This is a genomic window from Polaribacter staleyi, from assembly GCF_038024045.1.
Classification (GTDB): Bacteria; Bacteroidota; Bacteroidia; order Flavobacteriales; family Flavobacteriaceae; genus Polaribacter; species Polaribacter butkevichii.
This window is the reverse complement of sequence record NZ_CP150665.1, coordinates 3,121,153-3,138,514: the sequence shown is the minus strand read 5'-3', so window position 1 is coordinate 3,138,514 and position 17,362 is coordinate 3,121,153. Positions and strand designations below refer to the sequence as shown.

The following is a 17,362-nucleotide window of genomic DNA, read 5'->3' as shown; positions in this document are numbered from 1 at the left end:
ATGAATTTTTGGACAAAAGTTGCTGGTACTATCTTAAGAAACCGTTATTTGGTTTTACTAGGTATTGCAATCATTACAGGCTTATTAGCATCACAGATGAAGTATATGAAATTTTCATATACAGAAGCAAACCTATTGCCAGAAGATCATGAGGCAAACATACAATACAACCAATTTTTAAAGATCTTTGGTGAAGAGGGTAACTTAGTAATTTTAGGGATTAAAGACTCTACTGTTTTTACACCTAAGAAATTTAATGCTTGGAACAATTTAGTTCGGAAATTTGATAGTTTAGAAGAAATCGATTTTACAATTTCTATTGCTGATGTACAAAAATTAAAAGCAGATAGAAAACAAAGAAAATTTGTATTAGAACCTTTGTATGAAGAAGAACCTACTACCTCAGAAGAAGTATTGGAAATTAAAAAACAACTTTTCGAAAAACTTCCTTTCTACGATAATTTACTTTTTAATAAAGAAACAGGAACATTACAAACAGCAATTTATATAAAAAAATCAATTATAAATACTCCTAAACGTAGAGATTTTATTTTTGATACATTAATACCCACAATAAAACAGTTTGAAAAGGAAAACAATGTAAACGTACGTGTTTCTGGTATGCCTTACATTAGAACTCTAAACGCACAAAACATACAAGATGAAATTATACTCTTTGTAGGGGGAGCATTAGGTATAACAGCTATTATTTTCTTCTTTTTCTTTAGATCCTTTAGAGCTACATTTATTACGCTTTTAGTAGTAATGATTGGTGTTATATGGGCATTTGGATTTATTGGTTGGTTTCAGTATGAAATCACAGTATTGTCTGCATTAATACCTCCTTTAATTATTGTTATTGGAGTACCCAATGCTGTATTTCTGATAAATAAATATCAACAAGAAATAAAAAAACACGGACAACAAGCCAAAGCCTTACAACGAGTAATATCTAAAGTAGGAAATGCTACTTTAATGACCAATATTACCACGGCATCTGGTTTTGCAACTTTTGTTTTTGTAAAAAGTAATCTACTTCGTGAGTTTGGTATTTTAGCATCTGTAAACATTATTAGTATCTTTATTTTAGCATTACTTATTATACCTATTTTATATAGTTTTATGCCGCTTCCTAAGAAGAAACATTTAAATCACTTAGAAACAAAGTGGATTGAAAATGTGGTAAATTGGATGGAAAAAACGGTTAAAAATAGAAGAATTACTATTTATTTTACCACAGTAATTGTTATTGTTGCAGCAATTATTGGTGTTTATAAAATTAAAGTATCTGGTAGTTTAATAGAAGATATGCCTAAAAGTTTAGAGTTCTATCAAGATATTAAATTTTTTGAAAGAGAATTTGGAGGTATCATGCCGTTAGAAATATTGGTAGATACTAAAAAAGAAAAGGGAGTTATGAAACTCTCTACTTTAAAAAAGATGGAAAAAATAAATGAAGCCATTGAAACTTTTCCAGAACTATCTAAACCAATATCGGTTACCAACTTAGTTAAATACTCTAAACAAGCGTATTACAGAGGTAATCCTAAATATTATCAATTACCAACAAGTCAAGAACAGAGTTACATTTTTGCATATACTAAAAACTCTAACAGTGAAGCAGGTATGCTTAAAAACTTTGTAGATTCTACAGGTCGTTATGCCAGAATAACAACGTTTATGAAAGACATTGGTACTGAAAAAATGAATGTCATTCAAGAAAGACTTAAAGCTGTTATAGCTAAAGAATTTCCAACAGACGATTATAAAGTTTCTATAACAGGTAAAGCATTGGTTTTTATAAAAGGGACCAATTATTTGATCAAAAATTTAGTAATATCTTTATCATTAGCAATTTTATTAATCGCCATTTTTATGGCTTGGATGTTTAGATCGCCACAAATGATATTTATTTCCCTGATTCCAAACATACTACCATTACTAATTACGGCAGGTTTAATGGGCTTTATTGGCATACCAATAAAACCATCAACCATTTTAGTATTTAGTATTGCTTTTGGGATATCGGTAGATGATACCATTCACTTTTTAGCGAAATATCGTCAAGAATTAATGACCAATAATTGGCGTGTAAAAACCTCTGTTTACGCTGCTCTTAGAGAAACCGGTGTAAGTATGTTTTATACTTCTATAGTGTTATTTTTTGGTTTTTTAACTTTTACCCTTTCTAGTTTTGGAGGTACCATTGCGTTAGGAGGTTTAGTATCTATTACTTTATTATTAGCCATGGTTTCTAACTTATTATTATTACCATCCTTACTATTAACTTTTGAAAAGAAAATAGCCAATAAAAAAGTATTTAAAGAGCCTGCAATAAAAATATTTCCTCCAAAGGAAGAACTAACAGACGAATAATATTTTAGTTTGATAAAATATAGCCCAAATAAAAAAAATCGGATGTTTTATAAAAACATCCGATTTTTAAGTTAATGAAAGAAATTAACATATAATATAATTCAAATAATAACATAAATTTCTAACGGTTTAAAAGTATATAAAAAAACATACCCTTTATAGGGGATTTTCCCCTTTTTATTTATTTTTAAAACATCATATAATAAAACCATACCATTTCTACTTATAAGAACAGTAATTAGTTTTTAACAAGTCTTTTAATAGCTTTTCCTTTATCGGTAATTATGTTTACCAAATAAATACCTTTTGCTAAATATGAAACATCTATAGATTTTAAGGGTTTATTTACAACATGTATTTTCTTACCTAGTACATTGTAAATTTCAATACTTATTACTTTATCCTTGTTAATATTACTAATTTTCAAAGTATTTGTAACAGGATTAGGGTACAATTTAATCGATTTTAAGAAATTAACATCATTTACACTTAACGCTGCATCATAATTTAATGTAACTCTTTCTGTCTCTATAGTTAAACTGGTAACAATCGAATTTGAAACTTTACAGTAGTAGTAACCAGCATCTTGGTGGGTTGCATCTGTAATTACATATTGCTTATCGATTGCATCTGTAATTTTCCCTCCATTTTTATACCATTGATACGTATTGTTAGTCCCACTAACAACAGCTTCTAATGTTTTATCAAAACCATCGCCAAAATCTACGTTTTCTTCTTCACCAACTTTTTCTTGAGAAGTATAAGAAAACGTCTTTAAATTTTGATACGTTGTAAATTCATCTTCAAAATCACCAAACTGAAATTTATTAGAACTGATGTATAATCTTTCTAAAGTTGAAGCTTCCGTAAAATCAGGAACTTTACCCATAATTTCATTATTTTGTAAATAAATGGTTTTTAACTTTAACATTCTAGTCATTTCTACTGGTAAACTTTCAATTTTATTATTGTTTAAATACAAAGTTTCTAAAGATATTAGGTTACCAATAGAGCTTGGTAAAGCTCCAGAAATATCATTAGAACTTAACTGTACGTTTATTAATTTAGATAAATTACCAAAACTTTCTGGTATTTCTCCTTTTAGCTTATTTGATGACAAGCTAACATCGGTTATATGCTTTCCTCCGTCTACAATTTTTGTAGTTATTCCTCTCCATTTAGTTGCATTGTACGGATTGCTTATTAATGCTTTTGCTAAATTTCCTGTCCAGTTTTCACTGTTAGTCCAATTAGCTCCATCTAAATTATTATAGATATCTACCAAAGCTTGCATTTCATCTTCTGGCACATTGTTGTAAGCACTACAATCTTGACCCCAAACAATATTTGGATTTGAAGTTGCAAAAGAACTTGATTCCCAATCTGTAATTGTGTTATCGGGTACAGCAATACAGTTTAAATATTGATTTGAAAAACTAAATCTATTGCTATATCCATCTTGAGATCCATTATCGAAAACATTTGGTGAAACGCCAATTTTTAAACCTGTAATTTGATTTGATGAAACGATTAAAGATGTAAGATTTACAAGATTACTAAAATCTAAATTCCCTTCTAACTGATTAGAACTTAATTCTAATCTTTTTAAAGAAATTATATTATTAATTTCAGATGGTATACCCTTTAAAACATACTCAGCTTTTGCAGAACTGTATTGACTTGTAAAAGTTAATTGTTCTAAATTAGCCAACTCACCAATTTCAGCTGGTATTTCTGAAATAGCATTGCTATTAATTTCCAGCTCTTGTAGTTGCGGTAAATTTTTAATTTCTGATGGAATTTTACCATCTAAATCATTTGAGTTTAACTCAATTTTAGTAACATGTTTTTGTCCGTTTATAATTGCAGTTGTAACACCATGCCAAGCACCTACGTTTCTTTTTAAACTGTTATCCGTTTCCCAAGGCACACCATAAGAACTAGATAAGTCATTTTTCCAATCTGTACCTTTTGTCTTATTGTAAATTGCAACTAAAGCATCTCTTTCTAAATCTGGTATAGAATTAGTTGTAACTGAACTACAATTGTCTGAGTAAACGACACCATTGTCTATAATATTTCTTTCTTCTGTAGCTTCTGATAGTTGCCATGCAACCAATTCGTCATTTGGCACTTCTATACAACCCAATGCATTTCTTTTAGCATAAAACCTACTTGAACGATCTGTAATACCAAAAATAGTTGGGGAAACTGCTATTTTTAATTCAGATATATTGTTATAATCTACTCTAAAATCCTTTAAAACCTCAGAATTACTTAAATCTAAACTTCCTGAAATTCTATTATTTCGAACATTTAAATTTTCAAGGTTGATTAGACTCGTAATTGTTGTTGGTAAGCTTTCTAAATTGTTATATTGAAGTTCTAATTTTTCTAAACTTGTAATATTACCAATCTCATCGGGTAAACTAGCTAATGTATATTCAGGTTTATACCTTACTGGACTTGTTTTTTGATATGAAATATTTAGCTCTTTTAAATTTGTAAAATTCCCTATTCCTGATGGTAAACTCGTTAAGCCGTTATAACTTAAATTTAACTTTTCTAAGGTGGCTATATTACCAATCTCATCAGGTAAACTTGTTAATGTTGAAGTATATTGAGAAGTTCTAACATCTTTTTTCTGATTTGTTATTTGTAATTCCATCAAGCTTGCAAAATTCCCTATTCCTGTTGGTAAACTCTCTAAACTATTACTACTTAAATTTAAATAAACTAATTTGCCTAAATCTCCTATTTCGGTAGGGATGCTTTCTAAACTATTCCCACTTAAATTTAAAATCGTTAACTCACTTAAATCTTTTATTTCTTTTGGTACATTTCCTGATAATCTTTTATTGGTTAACTCTAACTTTGTTACATGTTTCTGACCATTTATAATCTCTGTGGTAACTCCTTGCCAAGAACCAACATTGGTTAATTCTGTTGCATCTGTACTCCAATTTGCACCTACCCATGTTATTCCTGTTGTTGCATCTACTTTATCACCACCTTTTGTAGCTACATAAAATGCAACTAATGCATCTCGTTCACTTTGTGGTACTCTAAAACCTGTACAGTTATCACTAAAAGCAATACCATTGTCTGCTATTTGTGGTACTTGTGCATATCTTGCTTCCCATTTTGTTACTTCTGAGGTAGGTACTTCTACACATGTTATAAATGGATTTTGAGTAAGGTTAAAATGATATCCAGCACTCGAAACTGAAAAGTTTGACACTGGTGCATCTATCTTTAAATCGGTAATCTTATTATTATTCAATTGAATCCTTTTCAGTTTCGTTAATTTTGTTAAATCTACCAAACCTTCTATACCACTATTAGAAGCTTCTAATGCTTCTAAATTTAACATCTTATTCATCGTGGTTGGTAAACTTGTTAAGGTATATGTATAAACTCCTGTTGTAGTATCATAACTACGCATATTCTCTACATACAATTCTTTTAAGTTGCTTAAATCTCCTATCTCATCGGGTAAACTTGTAATCTTATTATTTGAACTACTTTGCGACAAATACAACTTCTCTAAACTTGTTAAACCTCCTATTGTTGTTGGTAAAACCGTTAACTCATTCGCATGCAAGTGTAATTCTTGTAAACCTGACAATCCATTAATTGTTGTAGGTAAACTTGTTAAGCCATTATTATTTAAATATAGTTTTTCTAAACTTGTAATGTTTCCTATTTCATCTGGAAGACTTGTTAAGGTTCTTGTTAAAACACCTTCTGGTTTTGTCTCCTGATAAGTGATTTTCAACTCTTTTAAATTTGAAAAATTCCCTATTCCTGATGGTAAACTCGTTAAGCCGTTATAACTTAAATCTAACTTCTCTAAAGTAGATATATCACCTATCTCATCCGGTAAACTTGTTAAAGGTCTAACATAATTAGAGCTACTTAATCCATCTTTTTTCTGATTTGTTATATGTAATTCCAACAAGCTTACAAAATTCCCTATTCCTGTTGGTAAACTCTCTATGTTATTATTTGATAAATTTAAATAAGTTAATTTGCTTAAATCTCCTATTTCGGTAGGAATACTTTTTAATCTATTCCCACTTAAATTTAAAATCGTTAACTCACTTAAATCTTTTATTTCTTTTGGTACATTTCCTGATAATCTTTTATTGGTTAACTCTAACTTGGTTACATGTTTCTGACCATTTATAATCTCTGTTGTAACTCCTTGCCAAGAACCAACATTGGTTAATTCTGTTGCATCTGTACTCCAATTTGCACCTACCCATGTTATTCCTGTTGTTGCATCTACTTTATCACCACCTTTTGTAGCTACATAAAATGCAACTAATGCATCTCGTTCACTTTGTGGCACTCTAAAACCTGTACAGTTATCACTAAAAGCAATACCATTGTCTGCTATTTGTGGTACTTGTGCATATCTTGCTTCCCATTTTGTTACTTCTGAGGTAGGTACTTCTATACATGTTATAAATGGATTTTGAGTAAGGTTAAAATGATATCCAGCACTCGAAACTGAAAAGTTTGACACTGGTGCATCTATCTTTAAATCGGTAATCTTATTATTATTCAATTGAATTCTTTTCAGTTTCGTTAATTTTGTTAAATCTACCAAACCTTCTATACCACTATTAGAAGCTTCTAATGCTTCTAAATTTAACATCTTATTCATCGTGGTTGGTAAACTTGTTAAGGTATATGTATAAACTCCTGTTGTAGTATCATAACTACGCATATTCTCTACATACAATTCTTTTAAGTTGCTTAAATCTCCTATCTCATCGGGTAAACTTGTAATCTTATTATTTGAACTACTTTGCGACAAATACAACTTCTCTAAACTTGTTAAACCTCCTATTGTTGTTGGTAAAACCGTTAACTCATTCGCATGCAAGTGTAATTCTTGTAAACCTGACAATCCATTAATTGTTGTAGGTAAACTTGTTAAGCCATTATTATTTAAATATAGTTTTTCTAAACTTGTAATGTTTCCTATTTCATCTGGAAGACTTGTTAAGGTTCTTGTTAAAACACCTTCTGGTTTTGTCTCCTGATAAGTGATTTTCAACTCTTTTAAATTTGAAAAATTCCCTATTCCTGATGGTAAACTCGTTAAGCCGTTATAACTTAAATCTAACTTCTCTAAAGTAGATATATCACCTATCTCATCCGGTAAACTTGTTAAAGGTCTAACATAATTAGAGCTACTTAATCCATCTTTTTTCTGATTTGTTATATGTAATTCCAACAAGCTTACAAAATTCCCTATTCCTGTTGGTAAACTCTCTATGTTATTATTTGATAAATTTAAATAAGTTAATTTGCTTAAATCTCCTATTTCGGTAGGAATACTTTTTAATCTATTCCCACTTAAATTTAAAATCGTTAACTCACTTAAATCTTTTATTTCTTTTGGTACATTTCCTGATAATCTTTTATTGGTTAACTCTAACTTGGTTACATGTTTCTGACCATTTATAATCTCTGTTGTAACTCCTTGCCAAGAACCAACATTGGTTAATTCTGTTGCATCTGTACTCCAATTTGCACCTACCCATGTTATTCCTGTTGTTGCATCTACTTTATCACCACCTTTTGTAGCTACATAAAATGCAACTAATGCATCTCGTTCACTTTGTGGCACTCTAAAACCTGTACAGTTATCACTAAAAGCAATACCATTGTCTGCTATTTGTGGTACTTGTGCATATCTTGCTTCCCATTTTGTTACTTCTGAGGTAGGTACTTCTATACATGTTATAAATGGATTTTGAGTAAGGTTAAAATGATATCCAGCACTCGAAACTGAAAAGTTTGACACTGGTGCATCTATCTTTAAATCGGTAATCTTATTATTATTCAATTGAATTCTTTTCAGTTTCGTTAATTTTGTTAAATCTACCAAACCTTCTATACCACTATTAGAAGCTTCTAATGCTTCTAAATTTAACATCTTATTCATCGTGGTTGGTAAACTTGTTAAGGTATATGTATAAACTCCTGTTGTAGTATCATAACTACGCATATTCTCTACATACAATTCTTTTAAGTTGCTTAAATCTCCTATCTCATCGGGTAAACTTGTAATCTTATTATTTGAACTACTTTGTGACAAATACAACTTCTCTAAACTTGTTAAACCTCCTATTGTTGTTGGTAAACTTGTTAGTTTATTTCCCTCTAATTTCAATTCAATTAAATTTGTTAAATTTCCAATTGTTGTTGGTAAGCTCTCTAAATTATTTTGCTGAAGATGTAATTTTGTAAGTTTATTCAGATTACCAATATTAGTAGGTAACTTTGTTAATTGATTAGAATACAAAGTCAACTCTTCCAACAAAACCAAATCACTCATATCTTCTGGTAGATCTGTATTAAAGTTAGGGTTGTCTTCTCCTAATCTATTATTATGCAGGCGTAATTGTTTTAATTGGGTAAATCCTCCTAAACCAGCAACTACTTGTAATTCGTTATCATTTAAAAACAAGGTTTCTAATTGAGTAAGATTTGCAAAAGCAGCTGGAGTATTTGATAATTCACAATTAGCAAAATCTAAATAGGTAAGTTTTGTTAATTGTCCAAATTCAGATGGAATACTTGCAATATTATTAGGTGCAGCAACCAATCTTGTTAACGCTGTTAAACCGCCTATTTGAGGAGGTAACAAAGATATCTTTGTTTTGGAAAATTCTAAAATTACTAACTTTTTTAAATTACCTATTGTGTTAGGTATTAAGTCTACTTGTGTATTATTAAACTTTAAGGTTAATAAATTAAATAAATTACCAAGGCCAGTTGAAAAAGTTAATAATGGATTATTATTGATTTCGAAAATCTCTAAATTTGATAAATTATAAAAATTTTCGGGTAAAATAGTAATTGAATTATTATTAACTCGAAAATCTTTTAAATTTGTTAAATTTCCTATTTCTGACGGTAAGGATGTTATAGAATTGTTATTTAAATATACACTTTCTACCTTAACCAAATTACCAAACTCATTTGGAATAGAATTTAGTTTACACTGAAATAAATTTAAGCTTTTTAATTCCGTTAATAAACCTACTTCAGTAGGTAAGGCATTATTAGCAAACGTATAATTGCTTAAATTAATTTGAGTAATTCTTACTTCTCCATTAATATTTTCTAGTCCAAATGATTTAGCGTCTTTAAAAGTTTTTATATTATTATCAAACCTTAAAATAGCCTCTCTATCACCTGCATTCGGAATTACAGTTTTATCAGCTTGATTATAAGAAACAATTCTTAATCCAACATCAAAATTAGAATATCTTAAATCGTTAAAATGGTTACTTCCAACTTCAACATAGGCTAATTTTGGAGTGTTTTTAGCTCTAAAAGAACCATCATCATCACCATCCAGACTATGAGGTAATTTTAAAAAATTAATATTGGTGTTATTAATATTTATTGCATTAAAACCATCAAACTCACTAAAGTCTAACTCTCCTGAAATATCATTGTTATTCAACCAAACACTATTTATATTTTTATTAAATAAAGAAGAATTTACAGAGCCTGTAAAATGATTATTCCCCAACCTAAGGTAAACGATTCTAGATTTATTGCTGAAATCTGGAATATTACCAGAAAACTGATTGTCATCAAAAAGAATAGAACTTGCTCTCGGAGGTAAAAAATCTACATTTATAGTTCCTCTTAAATTATTATTAATAAAGTTTAAACTTTTCAATTCAACTAATTTTGACAAATTAGGGAGTTCACCAACTAAATTATTATCTGATAATGTTAAGCTATTCACATATTTTTGTCCTGCTATACTAGCAACTGAAACACCATACCAAGTAGAAACATCAGATGTAGAATTTATATCTGTATCCCAATTGGTATTATTGGTCCAATTATCGCCATCTGTGGCGATATAAAAATCGATTAATGCTTGCCTTTCAGCCTGAGATACTTGTCCTTGTATGGCCAAAGTAAACATCGAAAAAAATAATAGTAGTTTTGTTTTCATGGGTTAGGTATTTAGTAATACACAAAACTATAAGATAATAACCTATATATCAATACCTAATAGTAGGTATATTTATACCTTCAAGTTTTAAATAATTACTTATTTTACATTTTTGAGTATATTCTTGTCTTTCTTGTTAAATTATTTAATTAGTTAAATCTTTCTAAATAATCCTTTTTTTAGAAAATCAGAAAAATCAATTATTGTGCTTTTTTATATACCGAATATCATTGCTCATCTTATATCAAAAAAGTATCTTTACTTTTTAATTATAACATATATTTATATCAATATTATAAGAATATGATAAACAGCAACGTTGCCGAACTTTTAAAGTCGGAAGGATTATTATTACAAGAAGTACAATTAAAAGGATGGGTTAGAACTTTTAGAAGCAATCGTTTTATTGCTTTAAATGATGGTTCTACTATTAATAATATTCAATGTGTAATAGATTTTGAAAACACAGATGAAAATACATTAAAAAGAATTACAACAGGTGCAGCAATTGCTATAAAAGGAACTTTAGCCGCAAGTCAAGGAAGAGGACAGTCTGTAGAAATTCAGGTTACCGAAATAGAAATTCTAGGAGATTCTAATCCAGATGAATACCCTATTCAACCTAAAAAACACAGTTTCGAATTCTTAAGAGAAAATGCACATTTACGTGTTAGAACTAATACATTTAGCGCTGTAATGCGTGTACGTTCTAAATTATCATTTGCCGTACATCAGTATTTTCAAGAAAGAGATTTCAACTATGTTCACACTCCAATTGTTACAGGTTCTGATGCAGAAGGTGCAGGAGAAATGTTTAGAGTTACTACTTTTAAAGACAATGAAGCCCCAGTTACAGAAGACGGAAAAGTAGATTATTCTAAAGACTTTTTTGGTAAAGAAACTAACTTAACCGTTTCCGGACAATTAGAAGCAGAAACTTTTGCAATGGCTTTAGGTAAAGCATATACTTTTGGTCCAACTTTTAGAGCAGAAAACTCTAATACCACCCGTCATTTAGCAGAATTTTGGATGATAGAACCAGAAGTTGCCTTTATGGATTTAGATGGTAATATGGATTTAGCAGAAGACTTTATAAAATATGTAATAAACTATGTTTTAGAAAAGTGTGAAGATGATTTAGCCTTTTTAGACCAACGTTTAACGCAAGAAGAAAAAAGCAAGCCACAAGCTGAAAGAAGTGAAATGAGTTTGTTAAATAAATTAAAATTTGTTGTTGATAACAACTTTAAAAGAGTTTCCTATACAGAAGCGATAGATATTCTTAGAAATTCGAAACCAAATAAAAAGAAAAAATTTCAATTCCCTATTAACGAATGGGGAGCCGATTTACAATCTGAACACGAACGTTTTTTAGTTGAAAAACACTTTAAATGTCCTGTAATTTTATTTGATTACCCAGCAAACATCAAAGCATTTTACATGCGTTTAAATGACGATGGTAAAACAGTAAGGGCCATGGATGTATTATTTCCTGGCATTGGAGAAATCGTAGGAGGTTCTCAAAGAGAAGAACGTTATGATGTTTTAGTTGATAAAATGAAAGCATTAGATATCGAAGAAAAAGAATTGTGGTGGTATTTAGATCTAAGAAAATTTGGAACAGCAGTACATTCTGGATTTGGCTTAGGTTTTGAAAGATTAGTGCAATTTACAACAGGAATGAATAATATTAGAGACGTAATTCCTTTTCCAAGAACTCCACAAAACGCAGAGTTTTAAAAGAAATACTAAAATTTTATAATATGAAACGTCATTCCTAACAGAATGACGTTTTTTATTTTAACCTATTTCATATATTTGTCTATATGCTAAAACAAAGTTTACAATACAAACTCTTACAAAAATTATCTCCGCAACAAATACAGTTGATGAAGTTAATTCAATTGCCTACGCAAGCTTTTGAAGAACGCTTAAAGCAAGAAATAGAAGAAAACCCTGCGTTAGACACAGGTAAAGATGATTCTGATGCTATAGATGATGATTTATCTAATGAGTTTGATGATACCGGTAATGAGAAAATTGAAGCAGAAGACATCAATATTGATGAGTATTTGAGCGATGATGAAATACCTAATTACAAAACTCAAGCAAACAATTATTCTGCAGATGATGAAGAAAAAAATGTACCTTATGCATCTGGGACAAGCTTTCATCAATCTTTAAAAAATCAATTAAGTACTTATAGTTTTAATGAAGAAGAACTTGCTATTGCAGAATTTTTAGTAGGTAGTATTGATGATAGCGGTTATATAAGAAGAGATATTTTAGATTTAGTAGATGATTTGGCGTTTACAGAAAATGTTTTTACCACTGAAGAGAAAGTTATATCTATCCTAAAAAAAGTAGTGCACACCTTAGATCCTATTGGTGTTGGAGCTAGAGATTTAAAAGAGTGTTTAATCATTCAACTAAAAAGAAAAGAAAAAAACAAAATAAGAAGTTTAGCCATTGACATTTTAGAATCTGCCTTTGATCATTTTGTAAAAAAGCATTACAAAAAACTACAAGAAAAATTTAATATTTCTGAAAATGAATTAAAGGAAGTAAATAAAGAAATTTCTAAACTAAATCCTAAACCTGGTAGTTCTTACGCTGGTAATAATAAAATTGCAGAACAAATTGTTCCTGATTTTTCTATTAAACTTATTGATGGAGAATTAGACTTGGTTTTAAACTCTAGAAATGCACCAGAATTGCATATTTCTAGAGAATACAACAACATGCTAAAAGGATACCAAGAAGCAAGTGTAAAAAGTAAATCTCAAAAAGACGCTGTATTTTTTATCAAACAAAAATTAGATTCCGCAAAGTGGTTTATTGATGCTATAAAACAACGTCAGCAAACACTTTTGGTGACCATGAATACTATTATGCATTATCAATACGATTATTTTTTAACAGGTGATGAACGCAAGTTAAAACCAATGATTTTAAAAGACATTGCAGATAAGATTAACATGGATGTTTCTACCGTGTCTAGAGTTGCAAACAGTAAATATGTATCTACTCCTTACGGAACAAAACTAATTAAAGAATTCTTTTCTGAATCTATGAAAAATGATCAAGGAGAAGATGTTTCTACCAAAGAAATAAAGAAGATTTTAGAAACTGTAATCTTAGAAGAGAACAAGAAAAAACCTTTAACAGATGAAAAGCTAGCAGCCATTCTAAAAGAAAAAGGATATCCAATAGCAAGAAGAACAGTAGCTAAATATAGAGAGCAGTTAGATTTACCTGTGGCGCGTTTAAGAAAAGAAATTTAGTGAAGTTTTATAAATTTATATCCGTAATGTTACACCCAATTGTTGTACCAACAATTGGCATATTCTTATATTTTATTTTTATACAAAATAACTTTAATAGTTCGCAAAAGTTTACGGTTTTAGGTTTAATATTTTTAACAACATACATAATACCTTTACTTGTTCTTATCCTTTTTAAGAGATTTAAGCTCATTAAATCTTTTAAAGCAGAAAGTATTCAAGAAAGAAAAGTTCCTATCGCTATGATGATTGTTCTGTTCTATCTATTGGGTAATACCCTATACGGAATACATAATTTAATAGATTTGGGAATCCTTTTTTATGCCACAACTTTAGGATTACTTTTTATCTATATCTTATTCGCCTTTAAGATAAAAACAAGTATCCATTTAACATCATTAGGCATCACTACAGGGTTCTTTTTTATTTTAAACCTAATCTATCAGCAAAATTTAATAATCCTAATTATTTGCTCAATACTACTCTCGGGGATAGTTGCTAGTGCACGTTTGCATTTAAAAGCGCATACACAAAAAGAAGTTTATTTAGGGTTTGTTTTAGGATTTCTATCTCCAATAATCGTTTTCTATTTTTTATAAAATATAGAAAATCAGTCCAAATTTTAAAATCTTTGTATTTATCACTTCTCCATTTATAACACTATTATTAAAAATAGGTGTTAATCCATAATAAATATTGATATTAAACTCATCATACCCTGCAGATAAGGTTAAACCATACTGCAAATTATTATAATTAGAGATATTAGAATACTTAAAAGTAGTTTGAGTATCGTCATCAAACTGAAATTTATTCGATAGATTGTAAGCAAATTTTACACCACCATAAATTCTCCAAAAACTATATTTATTAGCTGTAGAAGTTCTCCATCTAAACTCTAAAGGAAACTCTAAGTTATGCGACTTAAATAAATTTGAACTAATAGTATTATCTTGACTAAAAACAATTTCATTATTAATTTCTTGAATCTTTAATTTATGATTGAAAAAATCAAAACCATAGCCAACTCCGGCTGCGATAGATATATTTCCTTGCTTATTTAATATTATATCCTTGATAAACCCTACAGAAAGCCCATACGAAAAATTACTTTTAGAAATTACAGTTGGTTGATCATAAAACTGAGCATAAGAAACAGCTACATAAATTTGATCGTCTGCATATCTATTTCCTAGTTCTAAAGAATCTTTCTGAGCAAAAGAGACCATAACATTCATCAATAATAAAAAGGAGGTAATAGCTGTTTTCATATACAAAATTAACGTAGTCTAAAGATACAATATTTCATTAGTAGAACTGTTTTACTCAAAAAAAAACATAAAAAAAGGATAATTCAAATGAATTATCCTTTTTTTATTACAATTATATTATAAAGATTACTCTGTTTTTTTAGAAGCAGAATAACTAATTTTAAGAGCGTTAACATCTCTTAATTTTAATCTAATATCCGTAATTGTACCTACATTAGATTCTTTATCTGCTTTAATCGAAGTCGTCATAAATGGTACTTCTGCTTCAGAAACCTTAGATCTTGCATTTATAATAAAAGCAGGAACGTCATCTGCAGAACCTATTTTATCATTCAATTGAATTCTATTAAAACTAGTTCCGTATTTAGCATCTTTTGCTTTACCTACGTATATAGTAGTTACTAAACTTTTATGTTCAAGTTTTTTAACTTCTGTTGCCGACGGTAATCTTGGAGCATCAATTTGTAAAGAAGTTTCTCTCATAGTAGTAGTTACCATGAAAAAGAATAACAACATAAATACAATATCTGGTAAAGCTGCAGTATTCACTGCAGGCATTCCTTTTTTCTTTTTTCTAAATTTAGACATACTGTTAAATTTTAAAGATTATTTTGTAGGTTCTTGATCAGAAATAATTTGAGGATAACTTGTTTTGATAAACTCAACTTTTTTCTTCAAACTCTCGTTATTCTTATCATCTTTATAAGCTTCTTCTAATTCAGAAAAAGGCATTTTGTATTTTTCAATACTTAACCTATTTCTTAATGAAGCATAAGCCTTCAACAATTGATCTTGAACAGTTAAATACGTTCCATATTCTGTTAATCTATCACTTTGTACCGAAATAATTGCTTTGTTTGGATGATCTGAAGAAGATTCACTTCTTTCACCTTTACAATAGCTACAACGTCCACTAGCAACACCATTCTCAACTTTACCTTCACCTCCACCATTATCGATAAAAGCGATAGCAGCTTCTTTTAGGTCTTTAATATCCATTCTTTCGCCTTCAACTAAAAGCTCATTATTTCTATTAATGCTTACCTCAAAAATGTTTTTTTCTTTAATAACAGGTGGTACATAATCCGCTGGTGGTTTTTCAGATAGTTTTTTAGAAACTCCTGAATCAACATTCATTGTTGTTGTTACTAAGAAAAAGATTAACAGCAAGAAGGCAATATCTGCCATAGAACCTGCATTAATTTCTGGATTCTCTCTTCTTGCCATATTATTATGATTTTATTAATCCTTTTACTAAATCGTATACAAAGAACAAACTTGCTACAAGTCCTAAACAAATGCTGTACCAGATACCTGTTCCAACCCATTGGTTTATTGATGTTCCTGCATCACCTCCTTCAAGTACTTTACCTTGTGTATCTAATACGGCATTACTATCTGCTAAAAAGTAAGCAAAAACTAATACAACACCTAACACAGCAACACCTAATAAAGTTTTCTTTAAATTATCAGGATTTGTAAAAAGGCTGATTAAAGAAAGTATTAAAGTTGCACCAATTGCAAAGTACAGTAATATAGTAGAAAAAGTAACTATACTACCCACAGAGCCACTTAAGGCTTCTGTATCTCCTTCATCAGTCATAAAGATTCTGATGAAGAGAAAAGCTCCTATTACAGCTATAATAGCTATAAATATGTTTAAAATTTTTGATAAATTATTTTTCATAATATATCTTATTTTTTATATTTCACTAATAAATCTATTAATTGAATAGATGCATCTTCCATATTATTTACAATACTATCGATTTTAGAAACGATGTAATTATAAAAGATTTGAAGAATAATAGCCACAACTAAACCAAATACAGTTGTTAATAAGGCTACTTTAATACCAACAGCTACAACTCCTGGAGAGATATCATTTGCTACTGCAATCATATCAAAGGCCTGAATCATACCGATTACTGTCCCCATAAACCCAAGCATTGGTGCTAAAGCGATAAACAAAGATAACCATGAAATATTTTTCTCTAAAAGTCCCATTTGAACACCTCCATAAGAAACTACTGCTTTTTCTGCTGCATCTATTCCCTCATCTACTCTGTCTAATCCTTGGTAAAAGATAGATGCAACTGGTCCTTTAGAGTTTCTACAAACTTCTTTAGCAGCTTCTATACCACCAGAACTTAAAGCATCATCTACACTTGCTACTAATTTCTTAGTATTGGTTGTTGCCATATTTAAATAAATAATTCTTTCAATTGCAATTGCTAAACCTAAAATTAAGGCTACTAATACAATTCCCATAAATTCTGGGCCACCTTCTATAAAACGTTGTTTTAATTCCTGGTGGAAAGTTTTTGACTCTTCAGCTGCTTCTTGTGCGAAAGTTGATTGAATAGCTCCAAAAAACATAAATCCTGTTACGGATAGGACATTTACTACTTTTTTCATCTTTGTTATAATTA

The 17,362-nt window shown here is 29.5% G+C and carries 10 protein-coding genes; 4 read left to right on the top strand and 6 right to left on the bottom strand.

The window, feature by feature from the left end:
* On the top strand, positions 1-2,376 hold the full coding sequence (locus WHD07_RS13180) for an efflux RND transporter permease subunit (protein ID WP_105049430.1): 2,376 nt from the start codon (positions 1-3) through the stop codon (positions 2,374-2,376).
* Between the two features lie 238 nt (positions 2,377-2,614).
* Here WHD07_RS13180 and WHD07_RS13175 read toward each other — a convergent pair whose 3' ends face one another.
* The gene (locus WHD07_RS13175) at positions 2,615-10,375 is read right to left on the bottom strand and encodes a leucine-rich repeat domain-containing protein (protein ID WP_343328784.1); all 7,761 of its coding nucleotides are present in this window, start codon (positions 10,373-10,375) and stop codon (positions 2,615-2,617) included.
* Between the two features lie 303 nt (positions 10,376-10,678).
* Between WHD07_RS13175 and asnS the strand changes: the two genes are divergently transcribed.
* The 3 genes from asnS (at position 10,679) to WHD07_RS13160 (ending at position 14,258) form a co-directional block, all read left to right on the top strand.
* Complete coding sequence (gene asnS / locus WHD07_RS13170; protein WP_343328783.1) at positions 10,679-12,115, top strand: asparagine--tRNA ligase; 1,437 nt, start codon at positions 10,679-10,681, stop codon at positions 12,113-12,115.
* Between the two features lie 86 nt (positions 12,116-12,201).
* The gene (gene rpoN, locus WHD07_RS13165; protein ID WP_343328782.1) at positions 12,202-13,659 is read left to right on the top strand and encodes an RNA polymerase factor sigma-54; all 1,458 of its coding nucleotides are present in this window, start codon (positions 12,202-12,204) and stop codon (positions 13,657-13,659) included.
* Positions 13,659-14,258 carry a hypothetical protein gene (locus tag WHD07_RS13160; protein ID WP_343328781.1) on the top strand — a complete coding sequence of 200 codons (600 nt, stop codon included), beginning with the start codon at positions 13,659-13,661 and terminating at the stop codon, positions 14,256-14,258. Before rpoN ends, WHD07_RS13160 begins: the two co-directional genes overlap by 1 nt.
* On the opposite strand, the gene WHD07_RS13155 is transcribed toward WHD07_RS13160, so the two are convergent.
* From WHD07_RS13155 to WHD07_RS13135, 5 genes are all read right to left on the bottom strand, one after another.
* Positions 14,253-14,930 (bottom strand): porin family protein, encoded by a 678-nt coding sequence (locus WHD07_RS13155; RefSeq protein WP_343328780.1) that lies wholly within the window; start codon positions 14,928-14,930, stop codon positions 14,253-14,255. The two genes, WHD07_RS13160 and WHD07_RS13155, sit on opposite strands and share 6 nt — an antisense overlap.
* 126 nt (positions 14,931-15,056) lie before the next feature.
* Positions 15,057-15,518 carry a biopolymer transporter ExbD gene (locus WHD07_RS13150; RefSeq protein WP_343328779.1) on the bottom strand — a complete coding sequence of 154 codons (462 nt, stop codon included), beginning with the start codon at positions 15,516-15,518 and terminating at the stop codon, positions 15,057-15,059.
* A gap of 18 nt (positions 15,519-15,536) precedes the next feature.
* Positions 15,537-16,157 carry a biopolymer transporter ExbD gene (locus WHD07_RS13145; protein ID WP_343328778.1) on the bottom strand — a complete coding sequence of 207 codons (621 nt, stop codon included), beginning with the start codon at positions 16,155-16,157 and terminating at the stop codon, positions 15,537-15,539.
* A 4-nt stretch (positions 16,158-16,161) separates the two neighbouring features.
* Positions 16,162-16,617 carry a hypothetical protein gene (locus WHD07_RS13140; RefSeq protein WP_343328777.1) on the bottom strand — a complete coding sequence of 152 codons (456 nt, stop codon included), beginning with the start codon at positions 16,615-16,617 and terminating at the stop codon, positions 16,162-16,164.
* A gap of 8 nt (positions 16,618-16,625) precedes the next feature.
* Entirely contained in the window at positions 16,626-17,348 is a 723-nt protein-coding gene (locus WHD07_RS13135) for a MotA/TolQ/ExbB proton channel family protein (protein ID WP_343328776.1), read from the bottom strand.
* Positions 17,349-17,362: the final 14 nt, after the last annotated feature.